The sequence below is a fragment of the Shewanella sp. BF02_Schw genome (assembly GCF_014596695.2).
In the GTDB taxonomy this organism is placed as follows: Bacteria; Pseudomonadota; Gammaproteobacteria; order Enterobacterales; family Shewanellaceae; genus Shewanella.
The window spans coordinates 313,866-340,604 of the sequence record NZ_JABKAW020000003.1; the positions used below are offsets into that span (position 1 = coordinate 313,866).

General features: G+C 41.3%; 18 protein-coding genes. 7 read left to right on the plus strand and 11 right to left on the minus strand.

The window, feature by feature from the left end:
- Positions 1–162: 162 nt before the first annotated feature.
- Positions 163–1,803 (plus strand): pyridoxal-dependent aspartate 1-decarboxylase PanP, encoded by a 1,641-nt coding sequence (gene panP, locus HNW13_RS14015; RefSeq protein ID WP_192116015.1) that lies wholly within the window; start codon positions 163–165, stop codon positions 1,801–1,803.
- A 553-nt stretch (positions 1,804–2,356) separates the two neighbouring features.
- Here the strand turns inward: panP and HNW13_RS14020 are convergent.
- The 7 genes from HNW13_RS14020 to HNW13_RS14050 form a co-directional block, all read right to left on the minus strand.
- The gene (locus HNW13_RS14020) at positions 2,357–2,557 is read right to left on the minus strand and encodes a hypothetical protein (protein WP_192116016.1); all 201 of its coding nucleotides are present in this window, start codon (positions 2,555–2,557) and stop codon (positions 2,357–2,359) included.
- Positions 2,558–3,378: 821 nt separating this feature from the next.
- Positions 3,379–4,425 (minus strand): oxidoreductase, encoded by a 1,047-nt coding sequence (locus HNW13_RS14025; protein ID WP_192116017.1) that lies wholly within the window; start codon positions 4,423–4,425, stop codon positions 3,379–3,381.
- Positions 4,426–4,993: 568 nt separating this feature from the next.
- Positions 4,994–6,745, minus strand: coding sequence for a PTS glucose transporter subunit IIBC (ptsG, locus tag HNW13_RS14030; protein WP_162023514.1), 1,752 nt, complete (start codon positions 6,743–6,745; stop codon positions 4,994–4,996).
- Between the two features lie 37 nt (positions 6,746–6,782).
- A complete protein-coding gene (gene ptsP, locus HNW13_RS14035) occupies positions 6,783–9,374 on the minus strand; it encodes a phosphoenolpyruvate--protein phosphotransferase (protein ID WP_194956163.1) in 2,592 nt (863 codons plus the stop codon).
- Between the two features lie 497 nt (positions 9,375–9,871).
- Entirely contained in the window at positions 9,872–11,170 is a 1,299-nt protein-coding gene (locus tag HNW13_RS14040; protein WP_192116018.1) for a carbohydrate porin, read from the minus strand.
- Between the two features lie 733 nt (positions 11,171–11,903).
- On the minus strand, positions 11,904–12,593 hold the full coding sequence (locus HNW13_RS14045; protein WP_101086616.1) for an LrgB family protein: 690 nt from the start codon (positions 12,591–12,593) through the stop codon (positions 11,904–11,906).
- 24 nt (positions 12,594–12,617) lie between these two features.
- Positions 12,618–13,055 (minus strand): CidA/LrgA family protein, encoded by a 438-nt coding sequence (locus HNW13_RS14050; RefSeq protein WP_162023516.1) that lies wholly within the window; start codon positions 13,053–13,055, stop codon positions 12,618–12,620.
- A 106-nt stretch (positions 13,056–13,161) separates the two neighbouring features.
- Here HNW13_RS14050 and HNW13_RS14055 point away from each other — a divergent pair, with 106 nt between their 5' ends.
- Complete coding sequence (locus HNW13_RS14055; RefSeq protein ID WP_162023517.1) at positions 13,162–14,073, plus strand: LysR substrate-binding domain-containing protein; 912 nt, start codon at positions 13,162–13,164, stop codon at positions 14,071–14,073.
- A gap of 186 nt (positions 14,074–14,259) precedes the next feature.
- Here the strand turns inward: HNW13_RS14055 and HNW13_RS14060 are convergent, their stop codons facing one another.
- Positions 14,260–14,598 (minus strand): hypothetical protein, encoded by a 339-nt coding sequence (locus HNW13_RS14060; RefSeq protein ID WP_192116019.1) that lies wholly within the window; start codon positions 14,596–14,598, stop codon positions 14,260–14,262.
- A gap of 399 nt (positions 14,599–14,997) precedes the next feature.
- Between HNW13_RS14060 and HNW13_RS14065 the strand changes: the two genes are divergently transcribed.
- The gene (locus tag HNW13_RS14065; protein ID WP_192116020.1) at positions 14,998–16,464 is read left to right on the plus strand and encodes a DASS family sodium-coupled anion symporter; all 1,467 of its coding nucleotides are present in this window, start codon (positions 14,998–15,000) and stop codon (positions 16,462–16,464) included.
- A gap of 180 nt (positions 16,465–16,644) precedes the next feature.
- On the opposite strand, the gene HNW13_RS14070 is transcribed toward HNW13_RS14065, so the two are convergent.
- Positions 16,645–18,276 (minus strand): methyl-accepting chemotaxis protein, encoded by a 1,632-nt coding sequence (locus HNW13_RS14070; RefSeq protein ID WP_101086612.1) that lies wholly within the window; start codon positions 18,274–18,276, stop codon positions 16,645–16,647.
- 534 nt (positions 18,277–18,810) lie between these two features.
- Between HNW13_RS14070 and HNW13_RS14075 the strand changes: the two genes are divergently transcribed.
- Positions 18,811–20,061 carry an MFS transporter gene (locus tag HNW13_RS14075; RefSeq protein ID WP_192116021.1) on the plus strand — a complete coding sequence of 417 codons (1,251 nt, stop codon included), beginning with the start codon at positions 18,811–18,813 and terminating at the stop codon, positions 20,059–20,061.
- Positions 20,036–21,010: an HTH-type transcriptional regulator YidZ gene (gene yidZ / locus HNW13_RS14080; protein ID WP_192116022.1), complete on the plus strand. Its 975-nt coding sequence runs from the start codon at positions 20,036–20,038 to the stop codon at positions 21,008–21,010. The genes HNW13_RS14075 and yidZ overlap by 26 nt, the downstream gene beginning before the upstream one ends.
- A 198-nt stretch (positions 21,011–21,208) precedes the next feature.
- Here yidZ and HNW13_RS14085 read toward each other — a convergent pair whose 3' ends face one another.
- Positions 21,209–22,276 carry a bifunctional diguanylate cyclase/phosphodiesterase gene (locus HNW13_RS14085; protein WP_243756286.1) on the minus strand — a complete coding sequence of 356 codons (1,068 nt, stop codon included), beginning with the start codon at positions 22,274–22,276 and terminating at the stop codon, positions 21,209–21,211.
- A gap of 63 nt (positions 22,277–22,339) precedes the next feature.
- On the opposite strand from HNW13_RS14085, the gene HNW13_RS14090 reads away from it, so the two are divergent.
- Both HNW13_RS14090 and HNW13_RS14095 read left to right on the plus strand, forming a co-directional pair.
- The gene (locus tag HNW13_RS14090) at positions 22,340–23,740 is read left to right on the plus strand and encodes an IS4 family transposase (RefSeq protein WP_192114626.1); all 1,401 of its coding nucleotides are present in this window, start codon (positions 22,340–22,342) and stop codon (positions 23,738–23,740) included.
- A gap of 81 nt (positions 23,741–23,821) precedes the next feature.
- Positions 23,822–25,377 (plus strand): IS3 family transposase gene (locus HNW13_RS14095; RefSeq protein ID WP_192114312.1). Its coding sequence is split into 2 segments (ribosomal slippage): positions 23,822–24,275 and positions 24,275–25,377, totalling 1,557 coding nucleotides; the frame shifts between segments, so codons are not numbered across the junction.
- Here HNW13_RS14095 and HNW13_RS14100 read toward each other — a convergent pair.
- On the minus strand, positions 25,374–26,546 hold the full coding sequence (locus HNW13_RS14100) for a sensor domain-containing diguanylate cyclase (protein WP_243756288.1): 1,173 nt from the start codon (positions 26,544–26,546) through the stop codon (positions 25,374–25,376). The genes HNW13_RS14095 and HNW13_RS14100 overlap by 4 nt on opposite strands.
- Between the last annotated feature and the right edge of the window lie 193 nt (positions 26,547–26,739).

Here is a 26,739-nt window from a genome sequence, read left to right on the forward strand (position 1 = left end):
AATTAACGCAGCTAATCCGCAGTAATAACACGATAAATACTTGAAGCGAAACCAGCCATACAGTAAAGTTAGCACCCTCATTTCATCCTGAAGGTGTAGCGTTAATCGTAAAGAACCCGTCAATGCTATCAGGATGAAGTTTTCATCATTACGGCAAGCAAAATGACCTCGAAAATCACCCGTCAAGCAAACGCTTCAGAAGACAGCTTACTGCGAATTTTTACCGCCCCTGAAGATTCAACCTCGACGTTGAGCATTATTGAGCAAAAGCTGTCTCAAGACCTCGCAGGTTTTTTAGGTAACAGCATCGCCGCACTGGAAAAACCGCTGTCAGAAATAGAAACTGACTTTAGCGCCTATCAGATACCGACCGATCCCAAGTTCGTTTCTGATTATGCCGACGAAATCATGCAAAACCTAGTCGCTCATTCAGTCCATACTTCAGCACCCAGTTTTATTGGACACATGACCTCGGCATTGCCTTATTTCGTGTTACCACTGTCAAAAATGATGGTGGGTCTAAATCAAAATTTAGTCAAAATTGAAACATCGAAAGCCTTTACCCCATTAGAGCGCCAAGTGTTAGGCATGATGCATCATTTGGTGTATCAACAATCTGATGATTTCTATCACCAATGGATGCACAGTGCTAACCACTCACTCGGGGCATTTTGCTCAGGTGGCACCGTTGCCAATATCACCGCACTGTGGATTGCCCGAAACCGGCTGTTACAACCACGCGGCGAATTTAAAGGCGTCACCCGCGAAGGAATGACGAAAGCATTGCGTTTTTATGGCTATGATGACCTTGCTATTTTAGTGTCCGATCGCGGTCATTACTCTTTGGGCAAAACTGCCGACTTGTTGGGTATTGGCCGAGATAACATCATTAGCATCCCAACAGATGAGCATCATAAAGTCGATGTTGCTGCCATGCGTGATGCAGCAGAAAAGCTGGCACAACAAAATATAAAAGTCATGGCCATTGTTGGTATCGCGGGTACAACTGAAACAGGCAATGTGGATCCCTTAACTGAATTAGCAGTGTTAGCCAGCGAGCTAAATTGTCATTTCCATGTAGATGCGGCATGGGGCGGCGCAAGTTTATTGTCCAAAAAATATAGCCATTTACTAAAAGGCATCGAGTTAGCTGACTCCGTTACTATCGATGCCCATAAGCAAATGTATGTTCCAATGGGCGCCGGTATGGTGTTATTTAAAGACCCTGAACTGGCGCAAGCCATAGTGCATCATGCTGAATATATTCTACGGGTGGGTTCAAAAGACCTAGGCAGTCAAACGCTGGAAGGTTCGCGACCTGGAATGGCAATGCTCGTACATGCTTGTCTTCAAATTATTGGCCGCGATGGCTATGAAATCCTCATTAATAACAGCCTAGAAAAAGCCCGTTACTTTGCCTCAATCATCGACCAACACCCTGATTTTGAGTTAGTCACTGAGCCTGAGTTATGTTTGCTGACCTATCGTTATGTACCAAAATCGGTGCAAGCCATACTTACTACAGCTCTAGCCAACCAAGATAGCGTTTTAGTTGCATCAATCAATGAACTACTCGATGGACTGACGCAATTTATTCAAAAGCATCAACGCGAACAAGGCAAATCGTTTGTGTCACGCACACGTATTAAGCCTGCAAAATACTTACGCCAACCAACGACAGTATTTCGTGTGGTACTGGCCAATCCGTTGACCAGTCATCAAATATTGCATGATGTGCTCACCGAACAAATCGAAATTGCAGCTTTAGACAGTGAGTATTTACCGCAACTGCTAGCGTTATAATGCGGACTTATCTATATAGCGTCTGTTTAACTTGATGTTTATCTGCATAAGAACATTATAAAGGTTAAAGAGCTAACTCATATTTGGACAAAAATTTGTTTAAGATATGGCCTGCGGCCACTAACGTCGTGGCGCGTAGCCCACACCAGACCAAGAGGAAATCAACGGCTACTCCCTCTTGGAACTTCCAGCTGCCACATCAAAATAATCTGAAAAGCGATAATTTCGCGACGTGGTAAAATCCAGCTTTTGACTTCGTTTGAATCCTGCTTCAGCCTTATTCGAAAATGCTAACGCTTCAGATGGGGCGTCCCTTCCCCTCCAAAGCTAGCTCGCCATCTAGGGCTAGCTCACGTCATTTTCTGTAACGGCCTCAAATTCAGTGGTGAACTTATCCATTTTCAAGCAAGACATGTAACGCATTTATGGAAAAAAGCGAGTAAGTAATGACCTGTTAACAGGCAATAATATAGTTGGTTAAAATTAGAGCCGATGGGTCAAAAACCAACTGTTTTGCGTCCTTGTTTAACTACTTTTTAGGTGAGTTTATTCATTAAACTTGTTTTAACTGTAAGTGTAGAAAAAGCACCTCGCCCTTTATCTCATCACCATTATGAGCATAGTTTTTGCTCCAGCTCTTTACTTTATCTAGATAAGTTTGTCTTGCGTGCTTTAACGAACAAAGTTCGGAATCTTGGAAAAAAGAATCTAAGCCTAAAAATGCTTGGTCGCCAGTACGGAATGGTTGATACACGCCAAAGGAACTCCAAGCAACAACCACATTCTAATAAGCAAAGATTTCATTATCTACCATTACACCGATACTGAAAAAAGACCAAAAGAAAGGCCGCGACAGTAACTGTCGCGGCCTCTTGATCTCTTGTTAAGCTTTCCAGCTATAAATGTGCTCCCTGCACCATCCATGCGTATCACTTGCTTCCTGCTCTATCCTTGTTCAATCCTTGATGTTCCTTGTACAATTAAGTACTTTCCATCTTACTCGATTATCCTTTTACCGAGCCTGCTCCATCCTGAGCGTGTCCTTATATCATCCATGAAATTCTTAACGTATCCTGTCGCAAATCATTTGCGTAGAATCTTGCATCCATTGCACACTATCATCCTGATAATGTTATAAAACTCGCTTAATCCGCTATTGCGTCCATTGAGCAAGTTTAACGTTTCATCCTGAAACTCAATACCGTCCGTTATTTCCATATACTCATGGTCTTCCAAGACCTCTTTACTACCTTGTAATGTTCCCGTCCTAGGAACGAGATAAATAATAATTCATTTACCTCTACGTAAACAGGTACCTCTAAATGATTAAAATACCTCACAGATAACACAAAATTAAATAAACTTTACAATCAATAACTTAAATATTCAGGAGAAATATTAACCCGTAATAAGGTGATTCGGCTCACACACTTTGTGAGATATATCTCACAGAGTGTGTAGCAGAAAAGGTAAACAACAAGTTAACGATTTTTATATCCACTACACAACATAAGTTAATTTATAATCGAGCAAGTATTCTTGCTCGAAAATAATATAAAAATTTAGTGCGTATACTCAGAGATCAAACACTTTCAACTTACGACCTTCTTCAACACTGGCAATGCCGAGTCCAATAAGTCTCATGACCAAAAGGGCCTGCTCTGCCGTTACTGGATTTGGGCTGCCAAGACAAATCGCATCGCGAATGCCTTCATAATATGCTTGGTAATTGCCTGGTGTCGTTATGATGTCTTGCTCGATAATCGCGTCTTTGTGTTTCAGCGATAATTTGCAAGAAAGTGGATCGTTTCCCCACCCCGGAGTTCCAGGCTGCTGACCTGACTTAAGCGCATTCTCCTGCGTATCAAGACCAAACTTAGTAAAGCTGCCACTAGTGCCATGCACTGTCATACGTGGGCCAGGGTTAGCAACCAATGCACTACCATGAAGAATTACCCGCATTTCGTCATATCCCAGCACGGCATGAAACCAGTCATCTGCGACTGCTCCATCACGTTGTTGAGCCAGGTCTAACCACATTGTATTTGGTGTACCAAACAACTGCAGTGCCTGATCGAGTAAATGCGATCCCAAGTCAAACCACAAACCTCCGCCTAGAGCAGCCGACTCACGCCAGCGCGTTTGAACTTCAGGCCTATAGCGGTCAAAGTGTGATTCAAAATGTGTCACACGGCCTAGTGAACCTTCGCGCAACACCTTCTGTAACGTCAAAAAATCGGAATCCCAACGGCGATTATGAAATACTGATAGCAGCCGATCATATTGATGAGCGAGTTTAATAAGCTCCTTACCTTCACTAGTAGTGAGAGTGAATGGCTTATCCAAAACTACGTGCTTACCGGCTGCTAGAGCCGCTGCCGCAAGAGGAAAATGCGTATCATTGGGAGTTGGAATAACCACCAAATCTATATCAGCGCAGGAAAATAACTCTTCGGGGGATGAGAACACAGCCAAATCAGGTTGGTCTATATGCACCTTTGCCGGATTGCTGGAGGATATTGCGGCGAGTTGTAGGCCCGATACAGCCTTAATCAATGGTGCATGAAACGTTTTTGCGGCATAGCCGTAACCAACGATGCCTGTTTTGAGTATCTTTGTCATAAATTAATTCCTAGCATGAGCAACCAAAAATTTGATCATCGTCACTACCTATAAAAATTGCTCTATTTTGTAAATTCCGTTACATAACAATTTGCTGACCGAAGTGTTAATATTATAAAAATGAATCTGCCTTATTTATGTAAATACATTTTTAACCTGTCGGAGTCACAATACCACTGCATAAATATTGTAGTTTGTAAAACTTCAGACTGGGGGGTTCTAGTGGTGTGAGGTATCGATAATTTAATGTTAGAACGTTGTGTTTATTACTGACACCCGGCAACTTACCAACAAGCTTACAAAGTCTTCAAACCATTTAAATCATTTTTCAATAACTTACCCTCACCCGCTTCGGTGGGTTCATCGACATATAACTCATATAAACCTTGAGTATAAAATCATTAAAAAGCCCCATCATTTCTGATGAGGCTTATTCTGTTCTACGCTAATCGAACACTTTCCTAAAAAGCCTTTTCAAATTCAATTGTTGGCTATTCAACATGTGGTCAATACTGTCATCATATTTTAATACTCATATATCTGACTGCATCACCTCTTCTTAACAGCTTCAGTCGGCAAAAGTCTCATTTAACACGCTGGCTAGTCCTGTTGTATTCATACTAAAAATTAAATGAACCAAGTTCGGATTTAAAACCAACACAGCTTCAATGCCATGGGCTTGAAGGGCGGTACTGTCTAATAGACTGGCATCTTTCACTTCTAAGCGTAAGCGATTATCGGCAATAGCACGACATGAACTCACGTCACCCAATAGTGGCAGGATGGCTTGAGCTTGCTCGCGATCCTTTGCTGAAATGTTAACCGTTGCTGTTGCTATTACAGGCGTGGGAGTCGCAGCAAGATAGCCACCTGACGCGAGCATTTCATCAATTTCGGTACGTGACACTTCGGCGATAGTCCCCACAATAGCTTGTACCGCACTTCCCGAAATCAACACGCCACTGGCGCCTAACTGCTTCAATCTAGCTTGATCCACTTTACTTGTATCGCGCACATCCATCCGTAAGCGGGTAATACAAGAATCCACATTGACTAGGTTCTCTGGTCCGCCGAAGGCTTCGATAAAGTTACGCGCTCTTTCTGTCCCTTCTGATGAGACTAGCTCTAATTCGACATCCATTCGGCCTGGCGTTTTCAAGTCGAACTTCAAAATTAAGAATCTAAACACCACGTAATACAGCGCCGCATAAATGAGACCTAACACCACCAGCAACCAGATTTTTTGCGAATGACCTGAAAGAACAAGAAAATCGATCAAACCGTGTGAGAAAGAGGTTCCATGAACAACACCAAACATATTTACTAGCACATAAGCAAGACCAGCCATTAACGCATGTACTACATAAAGTAATGGTGCGGCAAATAAGAATGCAAACTCAATGGGTTCAGTAATTCCGGTTAAAAATGCGGTTAACGCTGCCGAAATCATGATACTACCGACCATGACACGATTTTCTGGACGGGCAGTATGCCAAATCGCCATTGCAGCAGCAGGTAAACCAAACATTTTAAACAAATAGCCTCCCGCAAGTTGACCGAAGCCATTACCAGCAGCTCGACTCGCATCGTCTGCTTGCAAATAACACGTCAGTACGCCAGTTGCAGGTTTACCTAAACTGTCAACACAATTGCCCGCTTCGAAGAAGAAAGGTACGTTCCATACATGGTGTAAACCGGCTGGAATTAACGAACGCTCAACCACACCATAAATACCAAAAGCTAATGTTGGATTTTGATATGCCGCCCAATGGGAAAATGCAGCAATAGCATTGCCTATCGGAGGCCAAATGAACGATAAGATAACTCCCGCAAAGATCGCTCCAAAACCAGTAATAATAGGCACACTTCGTTTACCTGAGAAGAATCCAAGATATGAAGGCAATTGAATTTTAAAGAAACGGTTAAAGGTCGCTGCTGCAATAGCACCGGCAATCATACCGCCAAACACGCCCACATCAGTACCAGGTTCAAGTACGCCGATGGTTTTAACCATGATGGCATATCCCACTAAGGCCGCCATAGCAGCCACACCATCATTTTTAGCAAATCCTAACGCGATACCTATCGCGAATAGCAATCCCATATTGCTAAAAATGGCTTCGCCCGCTTGTACCATTAACACATTGACGATATCGGGGAGCACACTAAAACCTGCGCTCCCAACGCCTAATAAGATACCCGCCACGGGTAATACGGAAACCGGCAACATGACCGATTTGCCCACTTTTTGTAAAACCGAAAATGCGCCACTCATCATAGCCTTCTTCGGTTTAGCTGCTGTTATTGTTTTAGATGTCATAATACAACCTTAGAAATTTTAATAGATTACCAAGTGATCAACGTTTTTCAATATCGCCTTTAACAGCAAGTAACGTATTAGGATCTCGCATTAATGCTCGAACATCTTTGGCATCTGCACAGCTCATCGCTTTAGCAGCTATAAGCTGACACGCTTGCTGATTTAAATGACGCACTTGATGCTTCACTTCTGGAATTGAAGGCACACTCACAGACAGTTCATCAATACCTAAGCCGACCAAAATAGGCACAGCATCTTTTTCGCCGGCCAATCCACCACAAATGCCAGCCCATTTACCTTTGGCATGCGCGGCCTTAACCGTCATATCGATCAGGCGTAATACTGCAGGATGCAATCCATCAGCAATGGCGGCTAACTTAGGGTGTCCACGATCAATCGCTAAGGTATATTGAGTCAAATCATTAGTACCAATAGAGAAAAAGTCGACATGTTCAGCCAACACATCTGCCATCACGGCAGCCGATGGCACTTCAATCATGATGCCAATTTGGATCCCACTAATATCGATAGCCAATTTTTCGGCTTCTTCTTTTACAACTTGTTTGGCTAACTTAAGCTCAAACAAAGACGCTACCATCGGGAACATAATGCGTAAGTTGCCCGCCTCAGCCGCTTTTAATAGCGCGCGAACTTGTTGTCGTAATACTGCAGGCTTATCTAAACCAACACGGATACCACGTTCACCGAGGAATGGATTATCTTCTTTAGGCAAAGGTAAATAGGCTAACGGCTTATCTCCTCCTACATCTAACGTACGCACAACTAAAGGACGCTGTCCTAACGTTTGCAATACCGCACGATAGACTTGTTCCTGATCATCCTCTGAAGGTGCAACTGATTGGTCTTGATAAAGGAATTCAGAACGCAATAAACCAACCGCTTCGCCTCCCATTTCAACTAATTTTTGGGCATCACTGACTTTAGCGATATTACCGGCAATTTCAAATCGCACTCCATCTAAGGTAACGGCTGTCTCATCTTTGTGTGCTAAAGCCAAGGCTTTCTGCTGCTCAGCGGCATTTTTAATCACATCAAGTTGCGCCATTTCAGCTTCAGTTGGCGACAATAATAGATAACCTTTTGCTGTATCGAGTAACACCTCAGTACCGTGCAAGGTCATGATCTTAGCTTCAACACCAGCCATAGCAGCAATACCCATTGCTCTAGCTAAAATAGCACTGTGGCTTGATGCCCCTCCTAAAGTGGTGCAAATGCCTTTAACGAATGCGGGGTTTAGTTTGGCAGTATCTGAAGGGGTTAAATCTTTAGCGACTAAAATAGTATTTTCGGGGAGTTCAGTCGGAATAGTATCCTGAGACAATCCCGCCATAATGCGTGAAACCCGATTACCAACGTCGATAAGGTCTGTGGCACGTCCTGCGAGTAATGGGTTTTCCATTCCAGCAAGTTTGTCCGCTTGGCGACAAATACTCTTACTCCAGGCATAAGGGGCCGACTTACCTTGCTGTAATTCAATAATACAGTCATCGTACAAATCAGGATCTGACATTAGCTCTTGGTGGGCCACAAAAATATCAGCTTTTTGCCCCATATCCTTGTTATGCAGCTCTTCAACCAGTTCAACTAAGGTTTGATTAGCCACCTTCATTGCATCGTCTAAAGTTTGCTGTTCAATCTGTGCATCGTCGGCAAAAGTGTCAAACTTAGGCACTTCAGCTTTAATCACGTATAAACGCCCTTTAACTTGACCGGGAGATGCCTCCACACCAATCAGCTGACGTGGATCTTGGCTCGTTTGTAGTAGTAGTGATGGTTCGGAAAAAGGATCGAAGTCGCTTTTAACGTTCTTAGTCACAAGTGAAGCATCGGCGCCCTCTTCACCTAAACCAGTGCTTATCGCCTCAGATAATGCTGCTATTGCCGCTTGCTGATCTTTACCTTTAGCGAGAATAACAATCTGCTCACCAAAAGCGATGTCTAACCCCATAAGACCAACCACACTTCGAGCATTTGCTTGCTTGCCTGCTTTATCAATCATCACGTCACAGTCAAATGCTTTAATCGCAGTGACAATGGCAGCAGCAGGCCGAGCATGAATACCGGTTGGATTAATAACCACTATTGGCGCAGAACTGACCATGTCATCTGACTTTGTTACAGCACGAACTGCCGCTGATACCTCTGCACTAAATAACAGATCGCCCGCGTTGACAAATTGTTCAGTCGTTGGTGTTAATGTAATAATTCTGGTCATATCCGTGAGCAGTATGACGGTACGCAAACTTTTTACACCGCAACCCACTTTATCTAAATCCAGCTCAATCAGTGGCGTTTTAGCTTTTACAGCATCACCCACTTTCACTAATGCCTTAAATCCTTCGCCTTTCAATTTAACGGTATCGACACCTATATGAAGCAGAATTTCGATGCCAGTCGCCGTTAATAAAGTCACGGCATGCTTAGAAGGATGTATTTGAGTAACGGTGGCGTCACATGGGGCGTGAAGAATGTTTTCTGTAGGGTCTATCGCTAATCCATCACCCACCATCTTTTGGGAAAATGCGGCATCAGGAACCTGACTCAGTGGACAGCACACCCCCGTAAAAGGGGCCAGCAACTGAATTGTGGTTGAAGTTTTTTTATTCATTGGAACTCCGAATTAAACACTTAACTGCATAATATTAATGTTTTTTATTTTTTGCAGTGAAAATAGTAAAAATGAAAAGCTGCTGCTTACATGATTACTCACTACTCCCTTATCAATCTGACTATTAGCACAACTAAATGAACGTTTTTAAGGAGGCCAACGATTGCCACTCCTTAATGTGTAGGGACGACGATATTATTTAGGTAAATATCACGGATAATCGCAGTGAATACCTTAGTGATCTGGCACTAATTTACCAAAGGTAAGATGTGATGTCCCAACCAGATCTCCGAGATATGATATTGGTAACAAAATTACTTAATTGTTACTAGCACCCCAAAACGTTAGCAAACCCCAGCGCAGATTGAAAACGTTACCTCTGTATTTAGCCTTGCGTTTATTCATCTATAATCGAATCTAAAACATCTACAACAACGGTTACTTATATTAGTGTTAATTTAAGCTGTTTTAGAGTGCATGTTGTATTTCAGCTTTAGTTAAAATGCAATATCACCTTTGAGAGTGACAACCCAAGCATCATTATTATTCTCACTGATAGCACCTGGATTATGTATGTACTGAATTTCAGGACGAATAGCAGAATACTTAGTCACTTGAAATTTGTAATAGCTAGCAATGACCGTCTCTGTTTCCTGGATAGGCATATAAAGTGCGTGATTGTCATTATAAAGCTGAGCGCTATCAGCTATGCTATCGTTCACATGTAGGTATTTAGCGGCTAAGCCCCATTTATCTGTCGGACGAGCAGTAAATGGACCTTGATAATTCACCCCCAATGCCAATGATTTATCCACAGTAGTGATATCTTGATCGTTCAACGTCCCCATAAGGAACACACTAAGACCGCGGACAGAATCACCATCTACAGCAGTAACCTGTTTCTCTGCGACAAAATAAGCGCCATCTTTACTGTCATGTTGACGTGCTTTGCCACCATCAACAATCAAGGGATTACCATCTTGATTGTAGTAAAGATCTTCACCTCCAACGGTATCATGCCAATAACCCAGTTTATAAGTACCTGGTAAGTCATTGAGGTTGGGCATCCAAGCAAGTTCTACAGGAATCGTCACTCCCAAAGTGCCATGAGGACTGCCTAAATTAAGATTTTGACTGTTTTTAAGCCAGCTTGGGTTCATTTGGTAAACCCCGGTCTTTACATACCATTCTGGCGCTAGCTTATACTTGACGACACCCGCCCATTGGCTTATAAGCCAGTTGTAAACCGTGGAATTAACATTACCGAATTGGGATCCACAGAATCCAAGATAGGCAAATTCACATTGGAAAGCACCAAATTCAGCGCCAACATTCATACGGCCTAACTTAATATTGAGGTCGCCACTAAGTAGTTTTTGCTCATAATAAAACTCAGAAATACGGGTCACTCTGCCGCGGCCAAACACTTCTATAGATTGCATTAACTGGCCGATTTCAGCTTTATCATTAATATTCTGGCTCTGCCCACCTCTATTGGTCAGTGACAAATGGAAGTTGGCATCGGACAAGTCTAATAATTTTTCGAGGTCGAAGTTAACACCAAGAACGGTTTGATCGGCATAACTAGTGGCATGATGTTGGCCACCTGTTAAGTTGCCTCCGGTTTCGAAGGTATAACCTAAGCTAACGTCGATACCGGCATTATGCATCTGGCTTCGGATACCACCAATATCACCGAACAAATAGTTATCCGCGGAGAAATTTTCGGCTTGTACTGAACTACTGCAAATAAGTAACAGTACTGAGGCTGTTATGAGAGAATTTATACTTTTCATTGAATACTTCTTTTAGTCAATTGGAAAGCGCAATGCATCGTCAAAAATAAATGCACTATTTGATGTAGCAAAATCGTTATTTTGTTTAAAAAAATAGTAATTAAAAAACGAGAATACAGTAATTAATTTACATACCAATCTGAATGTGTTGATTATGAGCGCGTGATCTCATGTTGAAAATTGCCACTGTTCTTTCAGACATGCTTGAATTTAGTTGGCTTTTAGTTTGCATAACAAACAATGTTTCTAACGCAATATAGATTCTAGTGGGAGCGCATAGATGAACAGGATTGCCAACGGATACGTTGGCAGAAAAACTCACTTGGAAGGAGTTACAGGTGCTAGTGAGGCTATACAGGCCGATGTGAGATGGAGTGATGGAGAGATGGAGTGTTTGCGGTTATGAGTACCACTTACAAAGAATAAAGCGCAACCTTACATCTGAGGCCATATCATCATGCCAAATATGTGGGTTTTATTGCTCTTATTGCGGACGATATTGATTGACTGATTAACCTGGGCAGTTAACTCACCAACATAGGTGATGAAAGCATCAATCCGAGTAGGTTTATCTATCGATTTGATTCGATTTTGAAGATGCTAATAACATCAACATTGCGCCATAATGTACATAAAATTGCATTCCAGCGCGGTGACGAGTGAGCAAGAACTCTATATTTCCATCGAAGGGAAAGTCTTTATCGCGTAACGATTTGTCGAAACAAATATGAGATTAATTAAACAGTAACGCAAATAAAGGCGCGGTTATCACCATGGCTATGCCAGTAAAAATCATGGTTAAACTTGCGACGACGCCTTCTTCTCGGCCAATTTGATTCGCTTTAGCGGCTCCTGCGCCATGGGCTGACGCGCCTAATGATATACCTCGTGCCAAGCTGCTTTTTATGTTGGCAGCTTTAAAAAGAGGATCGCAAATGAGCATTCCCATAATACCTGTCACTAACACTAACATTGCGGTTAATTCAGGGACGCCACCAAATGCGCTTGTTGCTTCAATAGCAAAGGGAGTTGAAACCGATCTTACAATGAGGCTTTTAGATAGTTCTGCCGGCATATGAGTGAAATGGAGAATCAACCATGATGAACCAACGCCTAAACATAATCCCACTAATACGCCTACACTTATGGTTAACGGATAACGTTTAATCAGAGCCCTTTCTCTATAAATTGGCACTGCAAAGGCAATAGTCGCAGGCGCTAATAACGCGGGTAGCCAATGGGTAAATTGAAAATAATCGACCAATGGAATTTGAAATATCACTACAGTCAACAAAATAATAGTAGGGGCTAAAATAATGGGGGCAAACCAAATGCGTTGCTGGCGTAAATACAAGCGCTTACTAAAATAATAACCGACCAACGTGAGTAATAAACACAATACACCTAATAACGAACTATTCATTGTTACACCCCATTATATTCAATTTTAAACAGCACGTAAGCGCTGAGATGTAATGCTGTTTAAACGTTGCTGACGTTCAAATTTAAATAGCTTATCGACAATAAACGCCGTACCCAATAACACACTCGTACTCGCCAATAACATACATACAATCAACTCTGCACCATAGCTTTCGAGTATTGACTGATATTTGGTAATAGCGACAACAGGAGGAATGAAAAATAATAGCAAGTCACCGATTAACCATGCTGAACCTTGGTTGACAATTTTTTCAGGCACCCAATGGCAAGACAATAAGATGAATAGAACACCTAACCCTATAACACTTCCTGGAATAATCGAATGAACACAGAGAGCTGCCCACTGGCATAACCATGCAAAAAAACATAGACCACCCACTTGGATGACTAAGGTTGTTTTACACTTTAAATAGGTGCGATGAGTATTCAGTAGAGATAACATTTGATTTCACACAATGGTTATTTAGTTGATATGCGGAGTTTACCCTTGCTTAATTGATAAAAAAAATGAATATTAATGATTGACTACATCACTTCTGGTTATGTTAATGGATCTTAAAACACTGCACTATTTCATAGAGGTTGTTAATGCTGGCGGTTTCGCTAAAGCATGTCACACAGCATTTGTGACTCAACCTGCCCTCTCAAAAGCAATACGCTTACTGGAAGAAGAGCTTGATATGATATTGCTAGAACGCGGAAAGCGTGGCTCGCAAATCAGGCTAACTGAAGCAGGGAAAGTAGTTTATCGCCATGCCTCAAAGTTAATGGAAGCCCGTCAACTGATGATGGCTGAACTGGATTGTTTACGTAATTTAAGTGGTGGTTCACTAAAATTAGGGCTAGCTCCATTAGGCAGTGCAGAGTTATTTGCCCCTGTGATAGCTCAATTTAGACAACAATATCCGAGTATTGAGCTGCAATTATTGGTGCGCGGCGGTATAGAGCAAACGGCAGCCTTACACAAAGATGAAATAGAACTTGCGACAGGGATTATTGATTTCGATGATGAGTTTTGTGGTATTCGTATTCGCAATGAGTCAATGGTGGTTGTATTACCCGCAGGCCATAAACTTGCGAGTAAAGAAACGTTACAGTTAAGTGAGCTTGATCAATTGGCCCAAGTGATGTTTGAGCCAGAATACGCCTTATATGAGCTAGTGCTTGAAGCTTGTGCCAAAGCGGGATTTAAACCCCAAAATATCACTCGAGTCAGTCATGCTGATTTTGGCATTGCACTAGTCGCGGCAGGCTCTGGAGTAATGATACTGCCAAAAATTATTGCTGAACGATACCGGGTCGAAGCGGTTGTGAATGTCCCCTTAGCCAGTGAAGATTTACGCTGGGAGTTATCATTGTTTTGGCGTAAACAGAAACATCTATCATTTGCGGCTCAAGCAATGATAAAGCTTATTAAGCAGCATTTAAGTCAGCTAGAAAATAAACCTAAAAACGAGTAAAGCAGCAGCGTTACGCATAATGTTTATCGAAAGCAACTAGCCAAGATTTTATCAACCGAAGAGTCAAAATAATTTAGATACAATTGCACCTAAGCCGGTAGCAGAGGTTGGTGTTGCTTTAGATGGGCTGTTATCTACCGTTAACGTATAGGTCCCCACAAAGTCATCAATGTAGCCAGGGGGCATTTATGCGTAAGAAGTAACAGTAGGTTCAACATGCAGCTCATTACTAGCAGACCAATAAGGCGATGTATGGTTAGGCATACCATTGGTTTCAATAACAATGTTCGTGCCACTGAGCAACACATTGACGTTGTTATCATCAAACTCATAGTACGCAGTATGTAAAATGCCACTGCCTAAATCTTCTGTTCCCGTATCAGTGTCAGTATCAGTTGAAGTATCGGTTGAACTGGTTGCATCTGCTACATCGGTGCTGTCTTCAGAACCGCCACAGCCAGTTAACCCCAAGGTTAATGCTAAGGTGATGGCAAGAGTAAGCAAACTTAAAGGTGAAGAATTCATGTCATATCTCATAGGTGTAAATATAAGATAAAGCTTAACAATGAAATGTGTAGAAACTACGCAGAAATTATGAATAACCAGCAGTTTTGTATATACCAATGTTAATGAGGTTAAAAAGCCCTCCAATCGCCAAATTCGATAAAAATAGCATTATCGGTGTAATCATATATTGTTTTTCTAGCCAATTAGTCACGTCAATCAACACAGCCAGCGAGTCAATAAACAATTGAGTGGAACACTAATATGACACATATCAACAATGAGAATAACTTCACAAATTTAAATATCACAAAGACTTAGTATCAAGTTACTGCTCCGATCCGCTTTAACAATTGACCAAATGATAACGACATTTATTGTCATTGCTAAAGGTGTATTCTCAAACCTAAGGATACTGCAATGAAAACTACCGACATCCGAATTGTTCCAGGTCTGATTTCAATTGCGATAATTATATTTCTTTGGTTCATCGTCCCCTCACCGGAAGGTGTGTCGGCCAATGCCTGGCATTTATTGGCTTTGTTTATTGGTACTATTGTCGCAATTATTGGTAAAGCGATGCCTATTGGGGCTATTGCCATATTAGCCATTACACTCGTTGCATTAACAGGCGTAACCAATGACAAGCCAGCTGATGCCATTAAGGATGCCTTAAGTGGATTTTCAAACTCACTGATTTGGTTAATTGGTATTGCGATTATCATCTCACGCGGATTAGCTAAAACAGGTTTAGGGAACCGTATTGGCTATTACTTTATTGCTTTTTTTGGGCGAAAAACCATTGGTATTGGCTATGCGTTAGCGTTATCAGAGCTGGTCATTGCACCTGTCACACCCAGTAATACGGCACGAGGCGGCGGAATTATTCACCCTATAATGAAGTCAATTGCAGCGAGTTTGGGCTCGTCTCCAGAAGAAGGAACATCACGCAAAATAGGCCATTATCTTGCCTTAGTGAATTATCATACCAACCCCATTACCTCGGCAATGTTCATTACCGCGACTGCACCTAACCCATTAATAGTCAAATTGATTGCTGATGCCACAGGTGCAGATATCAGTATTACTTGGGGCACATGGGCACTGGCAGCATTATTGCCAGGTTTGCTTTGTATTGCGCTGATGCCACTGGTTATCTATGCGGTTTACCCCCCAGAAATAAAGCGCACGCCAGACGCAACAGCTTACGCTAAGTCAAAGTTGGCTGACATGGGCCCTATGACTTTTGCTGAAAAAATCATGGTGAGTGTGTTCTCGCTATTACTGATCTTATGGGCAGGAGTACCTGCCATGATATTAGGGGCTGATTTTGCGGTTGATACCACTGCAGTCGCATTTTTAGGCTTATCCATTTTGTTAATTAGCGGGGTACTGAGTTGGGAAGATGTGCTTAAAGAAAAAACCGCTTGGGATACCGTGGTGTGGTTTTCAGCATTAGTCATGATGGCAACGTTCTTAAATAAGTTGGGATTAGTCGATTGGTTTTCTGGTGTGGTTGAAACCAATATCGCCCAAATTGGTGTCAGCTGGATGATTTCAGTGATCATATTGGTGGTGGTTTACTTTTATGCACACTACTTTTTTGCCAGCACCACTACGCACATTACCGCCATGTTTGCAGCATTCTTCGCCGCTGGTATCGCATTAGGTGCCCCACCTTTATACCTAGGTTTACTCCTTGCAGGCGCATCATCTTTAATGATGTCGCTCACGCATTATGCCACTGGCACCTCACCGATTATCTTTGGCTCCGGTTACGTATCAATGGAAGACTGGTGGGTAATGGGCATTATTATGAGTGTTGTCAATTTAACCATTTGGGGTGTTGTCGGCGGACTGTGGTGGAAAGTACTTGGTTATTGGTAAGGTTGAGATAGAAATAAAATCAGCCTGTGCTTAAGCCATATTGATAAAGCCAAAAGTTGATTGAACCTAAAATTGATAAAGCCAAAAGTTAACTAAACTCAAAATTGATTAAATTAACGCTGACAAATAACATGAGTGATTTGTCAGCGTTAATCTGTAACCCTTTCACAGAACGAATAACTATATTTCGGTCTTAAACTGCTTTACATTTAACTCTAAGCTTTTAGCAAGCTCTTCAAGTTGATAACTGGCCGCGGTAATTTTACCGGCTTCTTGCTGAGCCAATAATGCTGAATGAGTAATTTGAATAAAGTTTTGATTTATATCCGCAGCAACCACAGACTGTTGCTCTGCGGCTGTGGCAATTTGAATATTCATATCACTTATTTTAATTACCGATATATTGATAGCCTGTAATGATTCTCCAGCGTTTTTAGCTTGCTGAACACTACTATTGGCTTGCTCTTGACCTTCGTTCATAACAGTCACTGCTTTAACAGAACTGGCGCGCATGCTTTCAATTACAGCTTGGATTTGTCTTGTTGATTCTTGTGTACGCTGAGCAAGATTACGCACTTCATCAGCAACAACGGCAAAACCTCGGCCTTGTTCACCTGCACGTGCAGCTTCAATGGCCGCATTTAACGCCAACAAATTAGTTTGTTCAGCAATACCTTGAATCACATCTAACACAGATCCAATTTCTTTACTGTCTTGTGACAGTAAATCAATGATCTGTGCCGCTTCACTTACTTTAACGGCTAACGCATCAATATCAGTCTGTGTTTTAGTCACTTCAATCTGACCAGCATTAAACTCATTTGTGGCCGTTTGTGATAGTAGCGCAGCTTCGCTGGTATGGTTTGCCACTTCTGAAACGGTACTCGACATCTGGGTGATCGCTGCAGCACCATTATCGGTCGCTAATTTTTGATTATTGATGAGGTGTTCGTTTTGCTTTGCCGTTTGGTATAAATCTTTAGACGCCGCAAGTAACTTATTTGCGGCCAACATGGAATTTTGGGTTATGTCGGTCAGGTTAATGGTTAAATCCTGCACTGCACTTAATATACTCTGAGAAGAATTAACGGTTAATTTTACCGTGAGATCACCTGAAGCGATTTGTTGAATCACATTGGCAGCATATTCCGGCTCGCCGCCAATAATATTTTTTAAGCGCTTTACAGAAGTTAACGCCACCATACACCCAATAAATAGTGCAATGGCGGTTACAACGAGCATCACCGACTGAAAACTGGTTGTTTGCTCACGCGCTGCTGAAACTTGTTGTTGAATCTGCGCTTCTTGATAATCAATTAACTTATTAATTCTTTTTAGCCATTCGCTATATAAAGGTGAAACTACCACTAATAGGTGCTCTGTCGCAGCATCATTACGGCTCGAATTAACCATCTGTAACAAGGTTTCAGTAGCCGCTAGCGTGGTCACTTCAATGTCTTTAATCGCTTGCAGTAAGCTTAACTCTTCATTGCTGTGCTGCACGTTGGCATACATAGTATTAAGTGTTTTTGCAGCTGTGAGATAAAACTGTTTAAGACGATTAATGTCATTTTGATGCTGTTGTGACAGTGAAGCATTATTGACTAATACGGCATCTCGAATTGAAATGGCTCGATCATGCACACTGCCTCTAAAATTAATCGCTTGGCGCTGTTCAACTGCTGTCTGCTCTGACAATTTGGTTAAATTATTGTCTGCGATACTTATTTTGAGTAAACCAAACAAGGTTATACCAACCATAATGACCAGTAAACTTGCAAAGCCAAAGTAAAGACGGCTTATTATTCTCATTATTAAGACCTTTTGTGTAATTAAGTGTATTGGTACTTTTCGGTAAAATTTGAAGCGTAAAATTGAGTCAGTAAAATTAAAAACATGAATAACAAGCACTAAAGACAACGGCTATCGACAATTGACAATTGACAATTGACAATTGACACTTTGATTTTTAAGGTGATAACTAAAAATCAACTTCTATCATTAATGGTATAGTTGATGCTCAACAGTTTTCGGACTCCATGATGAATAAAGACCGGAGCATCGTTTCAATAATTTCAGCAAACCTTTTTTATGGCCTAATCTAAAGAGTGAGCGTATAAAAACCGCGAGCTCGATTGAATAAAGCTCTAAAATCAGCAAACTCAATACGCTTAGCGATGCTCCGTAGCTCACTTTTTATTAAAGCTTTTCGATCAATGTATTTAAAGTCATCAGATTCAAATCAATCAACAAGATGTCGTAAATAGAAATACCTGTTGTCAAAATGGCAACTCGTACCTACAAACCTTTCAATCTATTATCCTTGCAACATTAAGTGAGGGTTTTATGACTAGATTTATACTGTGTAGCTTCGCGCTGGTTCTGCTTTATCCCACTGCAATTGACCTTTATTTAGTTGGTTTACCACAAATCGCCAAAGACTTAGGTGCAAGTGAGTCACAACTCCATATCGCTTTTTCTGTGTATTTAGCGGGTATGGCCACAACGATGGTATTTGCCGGTAAATTATCAGACGTTATCGGCAGACGACCCATAGCAATTACTGGCGCTATTATTTTTACATTAGCTTCGTTCATGGCCAGTACAGTAGAAAACAGCCAATCTTTTTTAATCGTCCGCTTTATTCAAGGTATTGGCGCTGGCAGTTGTTACGTGGTCGCGTTTGCTATTTTACGTGACAAGCTGGACGATAAACGCAGAGCAAAAGTATTATCTATGGTCAATGGAATTACCTGCATCATGCCCGTTATCGCCCCGGTGATTGGTCATTTGATCATGCTTAGCCTTCCATGGCCAAGTCTGTTTATTACTATGGCAGCCATGGGTGGAGTGGTGTGTTTAATGTCAGTATTTGTTTTAAAAGAAACCAATACTACACGCCAATCATCACGAGCTAATGTAACAACAGTCGAAACAACTGATCCATCGACAGCCCACCCCTTCACTCAATCAACAACTCAACCCACAACTGCGACAGAATCCTTTTACCAACGATTCTTTTTAAGCCGACTACTCATTAGTGCCATTGCCGTTACAGCAATTCTTACGTTTGTAAATGTATCGCCAATGTTGATCATGAATATCATGGGCTTTAGTCGCGGCGAGTATTCAATTGCGATGGCATTAACGGCACTTGTTAGTATGCTCACCTCATTTGCTATGCCATTGGCGTTGTCATATATCAAGCAACGTAGCTTGATGCTGGTATCTCAATTATTATTTGTGTCTGCCGCAATCATCCTCGGGCAGACTCAACTCAGTGCCGATAGCCAATTTATCAGTCTATTTGGTCTTAGTCTTATCTGTGCAGGATTTTCAATTGGGTTTGGTGTGGTAATGAGCCAAGCGCTTAGCCCCTATCGTTATCGAGCGGGTGTCGCCAGTTCTATGCTCGGAGTGGCTCAAATTTGCAGTTCAGCTTTGTATATTTGGCTATTAGGCTTGCTTGGTATAAGTGCATTGAATATGCTGATATTAATATTGTTAATGGGTGGCTTTATCAGCGCTGTTTTAATAGTATTCATTCCCTCACCACTGCCGAGTATTTCCAATGAAGAAATCATTAGCACGCCTTGATCTAAACTTGCTGATCACTCTGCAATTGTTATTACAAGAATTAAGCGTCACTAAAACAGCAAAAAAACTGAACGTGACGCCGTCAACGGTGAGCAAATCACTCAGCAAATTACGAGAATGGTTTGACGACCCTTTGTTTATAAAAACACCTCATGGATTTAGCCCAACGTCACTCGCCATCAGTATGGAACAAGAGCTTGCTGACTGGTTACAAGTCAGCAGTCAAATACTCGCAAAACGCGGCGATGAGATCCCTAATGGTGTGCGCTTTAATCTTGCGATGGAATCTCCATTACTACTGACGATGTTTAATCAACTTACACAGCAAATTTTTCAGCAGTATCCAGATGCTAAAGTCAAAGTTCATAACTGGGACTATGACTCAATTGAGGCGATCATTCGAGGAGAAGTCGACATTGGTTTTACAGGCCGAGAGAGCCACCCAAGATCAAAAGAATCGATTAAACTTTTACCCTACTTTATCAATTACGAAGTATTATTTACCGACCTCCCCTTAGTGTATTTACATAAAGATCACCCAGCCTTAAAAGAAAATTGGAATATTGATACTTTTGTAAAATACCCACAAATTAACATCACATGGGAAAAGTCAGACACCTGGGCATTAGATGAAGTGTTAATAGAAATGGGCTTAAGCCGTAATATTGAATTAACCATGGCCACGTTCGAACAATCTTTGTTTATGGCAGCGCAGCCTGGTCACAACATGATTACCACTGCCCCACAATATTGTCAGCACTACTGTCGTAATATACACACAGATTTAGTGTGTTTACCTATTCCGGTAGATAAAGCATTACAAGATAAATTGATGATTCCCTTCACCATGATTTGGCATAAACGAAACAATCAAAATCCAAAAATAAAATGGTTAAGAGATGCGATAAAAGCCTTATACCATGACCTCAATAATACCCACTTGCGTTAGTGTAGAGATACAAGTGGCATAGTTATTTTGGCCACCTAAATAGAGGTGATATTATTATCTCGTACATGACTTTAGGTGAACACATAAGATCGATAACCTACTGCTTTATAAGCGCTGATGACGGTTACAGTTGTTGAAAAATAGCTTTCGTATGATTTTCACACAAAGATCAACACACTAAAGACTAACTCATAAAGCTCATTTACAAATCCAAGGAGGAGACGTATTCCATAAATTAATCCACTCAGGGATTGAGCTTGCTGGCATTGGCCTTGCTATACCGAAACCTTGTGCTAATTGACATCCCATTTTGAGTAATTGCCGACCATGCTCTTGGGTTTCAACCCCCTCTGCTATCACAGAACGACCGAAGGTCTTCGATAATTCAATGACACTTTTTACAATGGCTTGATCATCCATATCATCTAACATGTCAATGACAAAGGATTGATCTATTTTTATAATATCAGTCTTTAACTTTCTCAAATAGCTTAAAGATGAATACCCCGTACCAAAATCATCTAACGAAAAACGTATCCCTAACTGTTTACATTGACTAATAACCTCAGCGATGTGCTGAGTATCTTTAATAATACTGGATTCTAAAATTTCAAATTCAAGCTGACCCGCTTGAAAACTCGTGTTGAGAAATAAGATTTCATTTAATTGTTTAATGAAATCTTCATGCTGAAGTTGTAATGGACTGACATTGACACTGATAGGTATAACTATTCCTAAGCGTCGCCATTCATTATGCTGCTTTATTGCCTGGTCAATTACCCATTTACCTAACTCAATTGCTAGAGGCTCTTCTTCAATGTAGGGCAAAAAGCGAAATGGTGACAAAAGACCTTCTGTCGGATGTTGCCAACGAATAAGGGCCTCTAAACCTATAATATCATTAGTTTCCATATTAATTTTGGGTTGGTAGAATAACAAAAACTCATTGTTATTAAATCCATTGCTTATGTATTCTAACTCTCGATACTGGAGTTTTATCGCTACATCATTTTCAAAGTCAAATTCATGAATGCAATTCTTTCCCTGCTCTTTAGCCCTATACATAGCCTGATCAGCATGACGAATAAGTATGTCTGGGTAACTATTATCCTGTGGGAAAAATGTCACGCCAATACTCACAGTTATAGAAAGGCGCTTATTTTCAATAATAAATATTTCTGTAATTGAAGAAAGTATTCGCTGTAATATTTCTGTTGCCCCCTGTGTCAGGATCTGACTCTTATACACAAATAAATTAGGCTTCAATTGAACTTTATTTATATCAGTCGATCAGATCAGTTATAACGAAAACACCGATTGAATTTAATTATGATGCTGATAAAAGACACTGAAGAATGGGCTAGTCATTTGTTTAAACATGCTGAATTAGGTGATGTACGGCGCACTAAACGCCTGATAAAAATAAGTCATCAAATGGCGAGTAACATAGGAAGTTCTATTGTGAACGCGTCTGGCTCACAGGCCTCTATTGAAGGCGCATATCGCTTTCTTCGTAATGATAAAGTTGACGCTGATAACATCGCTACCGCCGGTTTGAATTCGCTGTTACCTGCACTAACACTGTCAAATACAATCCTTGCGCTAGAAGATACATCAACATTGTGTTACCGACACAATGTGACTAAAGAGCTCGGACATACTGGCGCATATAAACAAAGCTCTTCTAAAGGGATGTTAGCGCACACTGTCCTTATGGTCGATGCAGAAACAGAGCATACTATTGGCTTGGGTGCACAGCATCGTTGGTGCAGAAAAGATGAAAACTTTGGTACTGCTAACGACAGAAAACGCCGCAAGTACGAAACGAAAGAAAGTTATAAATGGCAACGCTCGTCGGAAGAAATGAGTACCCGATTTGCAGATGTGATGGATAATATCATAAGCGTTTGTGATCGAGAATCTGATATGTTTGAGTATATTGATTATAAAACAACAAATAATCAACGGTTTGTAGTGAGAGCCAAGCATGAGCGGGTTGTGAATACAGACGGCGATAAACTAAGTCCCTACATTGAAAATCAATCTAGTGAAGCTTCATATTCGGTTAAGATAAAGCAAAAAGGAGGCCGAAAAGCACGCATTGCAAAAGTAGCCGTACGTTATGCTTACATTACTATTTATCCGCCTAAAAAACACAAGAAACTTGGTGGTATGAATTTAACAGTGATAAGTTGCAACGAGATTGAACCACCAAGTGGAGCAAGTCCATTGTCGTGGAAATTGTATACAGGCGAACCAATAAATAGTGCTTCTGATGCACTAAGGATAGTTAGATTTTATGAACTAAGATGGCGAGTTGAAGAGTTCCATAAAGCGTGGAAGTCAGCGGGCACTCAAGTTGAGTCGTTTCGCATGCAAACGCGAAATAACCTAGAAAAGATCATTGTAATAACAGCATTTATTGCAGTGAGACTTCTCCAGTTACGCGAGCTTGTTGTCGATAAAGATAATGCAAAATCAATTGGTTGCGACAAATTTTTCAATCTTCTTGAATGGAAGTTGTTGTGGTCAAAGACTGAAACCAAAAAAGCACCTAACACAACACCTTCATTACATTGGGCTTATTATGCACTTGCCAAATTAGGCGGATGGCACGACAGTAAGCAAACTGGTGTTGTTGGTTGGGAAGCTCTATGGAAAGGTTGGTTTTCACTGAGCCAACTGCTAGAAGGTGCTCGATTTATGCAAGCGCAACAACAGGAGATGTGATCAAGAGACAGGTGTCAGGATTGTTGTCACCCCTTAAAATCATCCAATAATTAAATAGAGGGGGCGGTCAATGAGAGCTCAATGGCACGATATTCATCTGAACGTAAAGAAGCAGTTTTAAAGAAGTTATTGCCTCCCCACAATATGACCGTCATGGAAGTGGCACGTAGTGAAGGGATCGCCTACCAAACCCTGTATCATTGGCGCGATAAAGCTAAAAAAGAGGGTCGCCCAGTGCCAGGTAAAAAATTGACCAGTAATGATTGGTCGGCCGAAGCTAAGTTTGCCGTTCTCATTGAAACAGCGCCAATGTCTGAAGCTGAAGTAAGCCAATATTGCCGAGAAAATGGTTTGTTTCGAGAACAAGTTCAGCAGTGGAAACAAGATTGTTTAGGGGGCTTTACGACAAGTGAAGTTCAAGCCAAAACGATTAAGCAGCAAGCCAAATCAGACAAAGCAGAAATCAAATCCCTGCAACGAGAGCTACGCTACAAAGAGAAGGCGTTAGCAGAAACAGCGGCTTTACTGGTGCTTAGAAAAAAGCTCAATGCGCTTTGGGAGGACGACAACGAGGAGAGTTAACGCCTTTGCCTAAGCGCATAACATTGGTGAATTTAATACAAGAAGCGTATGCCCACGGTGCACGTCTTTACAAGGCTTGCGCTGAAGCAGAGCTAAGTAAGCGGACGTATCGGCGCTGGTATCGAGCAGGAAAAGTACAAGCTGATTTAAGGCCCTCGGCGGTAAGACAGGAGCCAGCCAACAAGCTTAGTGATGACGAGGAAAAGCTGATACTGGCAACCTCGAATGAGGCAAGGTTTGCGAGTCTACCTCCCTCACAAATCGTGCCGACGCTGCTTGATGAAGGGGTCTATATCGCTTCAGAGTCGAGTTTTTACCGAGTGTTAAAAGCCAATGCTCAATTAAATCGACGTGGACGAAGCCAAAGCATAACAAAAAGAAGTAAACCAGATGCTTATGTTGCAGATGAGCCGAACAAAGTGTGGTCTTGGGATATCACTTATTTAGCTTCGGTCATCAAAGGACGCTTTTATTATCTATATATGTTTGAGGATATTTATAGCCGTAAGGTTGTGGGTTATGAAGTCCATGAACGTGAATGTGGTGAGCTAGCGGCCGAGTTAATGCAACGCAATATGCTGCGTGAGCAATGCTTTAAGAAGCCACTGGTATTGCACTCAGATAATGGTGCTCCGATGAAGTCGTTAACAATGAAAGCCAAGCTTGAAGAGTTAGGCGTTACCGCGTCATTAAGCCGCCCGAGTGTCAGTAACGATAACCCTTACTCCGAGTCGCTGTTTAGAACATTAAAGTATCGGCCAGAATGGCCTAGCTCTGGCTTTAAAAGCATCACCGAAGCACGAGAATGGGTCGAAGTATTTGTGACTTGGTACAATACTAAGCATAAACACAGCAAGCTCAACTTTGTGTCACCGAGTGAGCGTCATGCGATGCAAGACAGGACTATTTTATCTAAGCGTAAGATAGTGCTAGAGGAAGCGAGGTCAAGAAATCCTAAACGCTGGCCAAACGGTATAAGGAATTGTGACGCTGTAGGTGAAGTCACACTGAACCCAGATAAGAAGTCTGAAACAGAAACAAGAAATGCAGCTTAAAATTTAAGTAAAGAGTGCCAACTACCTTGAAAAACACCGGTTGCTTGATGATGACAGTCTAAATCATCAAGAATCAAAACAAACTCATCGCCACCAAACCTGGCAAGAGTATCATCCTCTCGTATTGCAGTTTTAAACCTATTTGCAACAAGGCAAAGAAACTCATCTCCTATATCATGACCGTAAGCATCATTTACCTCTTTAAAGCCATCCAAGTCTAGGAAGGCTATAGCTATTTGTTTGCTATTACGCTGCGCTTTGATAAGCGCTTGCTGCATTCGATCAGCTAACAAATTTCTGTTTGGCAAATGTGTTAGTGGATCATAATTGGCTGCAAACTTTAACTTCTCATTTACTTCTTTTAATACCTGATTACTTTTTTCAAGTTTGCGTTGATTATTTTTTGCGTCGGTAATATCTTGAAATATACCACTTAATTTTTCAGCAACACCATCGACATACGTGATATGACAAGTAGTTCTAACGTCAATCTTTCGTCCTTTGGTGGTATAAGTTTCAAGCTCTAAGTCGTACTCTTCGCCAAGTTGAATCGCAGCATCAAGCGCTTCTTGGAATAATTTTTTGGAATCGGGTAATAAATAATTTACCCCCATTTCAACGGTAGGAATATATTCTTGCGGAGTTGTTTCATAAATTCGGTAAGTTTCATCTGTCCAAATCAAGTCACCGTTATGCAAGTTGAGTTGCCAGCCACCTAGCTTGCCTATCTCTTGAGATTCTCTCAATAACTCGGTTGTGGTTGCAAGTAGTTCTTCCTGCCGCTTACGAAAGGTTATTTCTTGGTGCATGCCAATCATTCGTGTCGGCTTGCCTTCAACATCCCATGCAATAGCTTTGCCTGTAGACAATACCCAAACATAATGACCGCTTTTGTGTTTCATACGAACTTCTAACTCACAAAGTTCGCTTTGGCCTTGACAATGATAGTCATAATTTTTAATTGCCCTAGGCAAATCATCTGGGTGCAATACATCTAGCCAAGTTTGGTAATCAACAGGCATTAACTCCGATAAGGTATATCCTATAATCTCAGCCCAACGTTCATTACAAACAAGACCATCATTTTCAACACGCCAATCCCAGACGCCAACATTAGTCGCATCTAAAACTAACTCATTAACCTCTTGGCTTATCGTATTCTTGTGCATGGCCTTTATACTGTTTGGGATAAAAAGTTATGGATTAATCAGCTTTTGTAAATAAGAACTTTTTGCCTTTTAATCAATCACAAAAGTCTACTTATTACTGTTTTTTAACTTCAATACTAAAACAGTTTTAACGAACAGATATTCTTTAATATAAGGTAAGCTTGATTAAGTATCAAAGCAAATCACTGAGTTA

Excerpts from the sequence above, each read along its gene's own strand:
- panP (WP_192116015.1), top strand. The coding sequence starts at position 163 with ATGACCTCGAAAATCACCCGTCAAGCAAACGCTTCAGAAGACAGCTTA.
- HNW13_RS14025 (WP_192116017.1), bottom strand. The coding sequence starts at position 4,425 with ATGACAAAGATACTCAAAACAGGCATCGTTGGTTACGGCTATGCCGCA.
- ptsG (WP_162023514.1), bottom strand. The coding sequence starts at position 6,745 with ATGACATCTAAAACAATAACAGCAGCTAAACCGAAGAAGGCTATGATG.
- ptsP (WP_194956163.1), bottom strand. The coding sequence starts at position 9,374 with ATGAATAAAAAAACTTCAACCACAATTCAGTTGCTGGCCCCTTTTACG.
- HNW13_RS14040 (WP_192116018.1), bottom strand. The coding sequence starts at position 11,170 with ATGAAAAGTATAAATTCTCTCATAACAGCCTCAGTACTGTTACTTATT.
- HNW13_RS14045 (WP_101086616.1), bottom strand. The coding sequence starts at position 12,593 with ATGAATAGTTCGTTATTAGGTGTATTGTGTTTATTACTCACGTTGGTC.
- HNW13_RS14050 (WP_162023516.1), bottom strand. The coding sequence starts at position 13,055 with ATGTTATCTCTACTGAATACTCATCGCACCTATTTAAAGTGTAAAACA.
- HNW13_RS14055 (WP_162023517.1), top strand. The coding sequence starts at position 13,162 with ATGGATCTTAAAACACTGCACTATTTCATAGAGGTTGTTAATGCTGGC.
- HNW13_RS14060 (WP_192116019.1), bottom strand. The coding sequence starts at position 14,598 with ATGAATTCTTCACCTTTAAGTTTGCTTACTCTTGCCATCACCTTAGCA.
- HNW13_RS14065 (WP_192116020.1), top strand. The coding sequence starts at position 14,998 with ATGAAAACTACCGACATCCGAATTGTTCCAGGTCTGATTTCAATTGCG.
- HNW13_RS14070 (WP_101086612.1), bottom strand. The coding sequence starts at position 18,276 with ATGAGAATAATAAGCCGTCTTTACTTTGGCTTTGCAAGTTTACTGGTC.
- HNW13_RS14075 (WP_192116021.1), top strand. The coding sequence starts at position 18,811 with ATGACTAGATTTATACTGTGTAGCTTCGCGCTGGTTCTGCTTTATCCC.
- yidZ (WP_192116022.1), top strand. The coding sequence starts at position 20,036 with ATGAAGAAATCATTAGCACGCCTTGATCTAAACTTGCTGATCACTCTG.
- HNW13_RS14090 (WP_192114626.1), top strand. The coding sequence starts at position 22,340 with ATGATGCTGATAAAAGACACTGAAGAATGGGCTAGTCATTTGTTTAAA.
- HNW13_RS14100 (WP_243756288.1), bottom strand. The coding sequence starts at position 26,546 with ATGCACAAGAATACGATAAGCCAAGAGGTTAATGAGTTAGTTTTAGAT.